Below are 286 nucleotides of genomic sequence, written 5' to 3' on the forward strand. Positions count from 1 at the left end.
GGTTGATATTCCTGTACCACCGTAAGCCGTTATGAGCAATGGGGTGACGCAGAAGGGTAGTGACGCGGACCGATGGATGTGTCCGTCCAAGCAGTGAGGCTGGTTTGTTGGCAAATCCGCAAACCGTAAGGCTGGGCTGTGATGGGGAGGGAAAATTATAGTACCGAAGGTCATGATCTCCGGCTGCCAAGAAAAGCCTCTAGCCAGGCGAAGGTGCCCGTACCGCAAACCGACACAGGTAGGCGAGCAGAGCATGCTAAGGCGCGCGGAATAACTCTCGTTAAGG

1 rRNA gene is annotated in these 286 nt (G+C 55.2%); it reads left to right on the forward strand.

Going from position 1 to position 286, the window contains the following annotated elements:
• Positions 1-286, forward strand: a 23S ribosomal RNA gene (locus tag M3223_RS24100); the annotation flags it as partial.

The organism is Paenibacillus pasadenensis (assembly GCF_023715725.1).
GTDB classification, from domain to species: Bacteria; Bacillota; Bacilli; order Paenibacillales; family Paenibacillaceae; genus Paenibacillus_O; species Paenibacillus_O pasadenensis_A.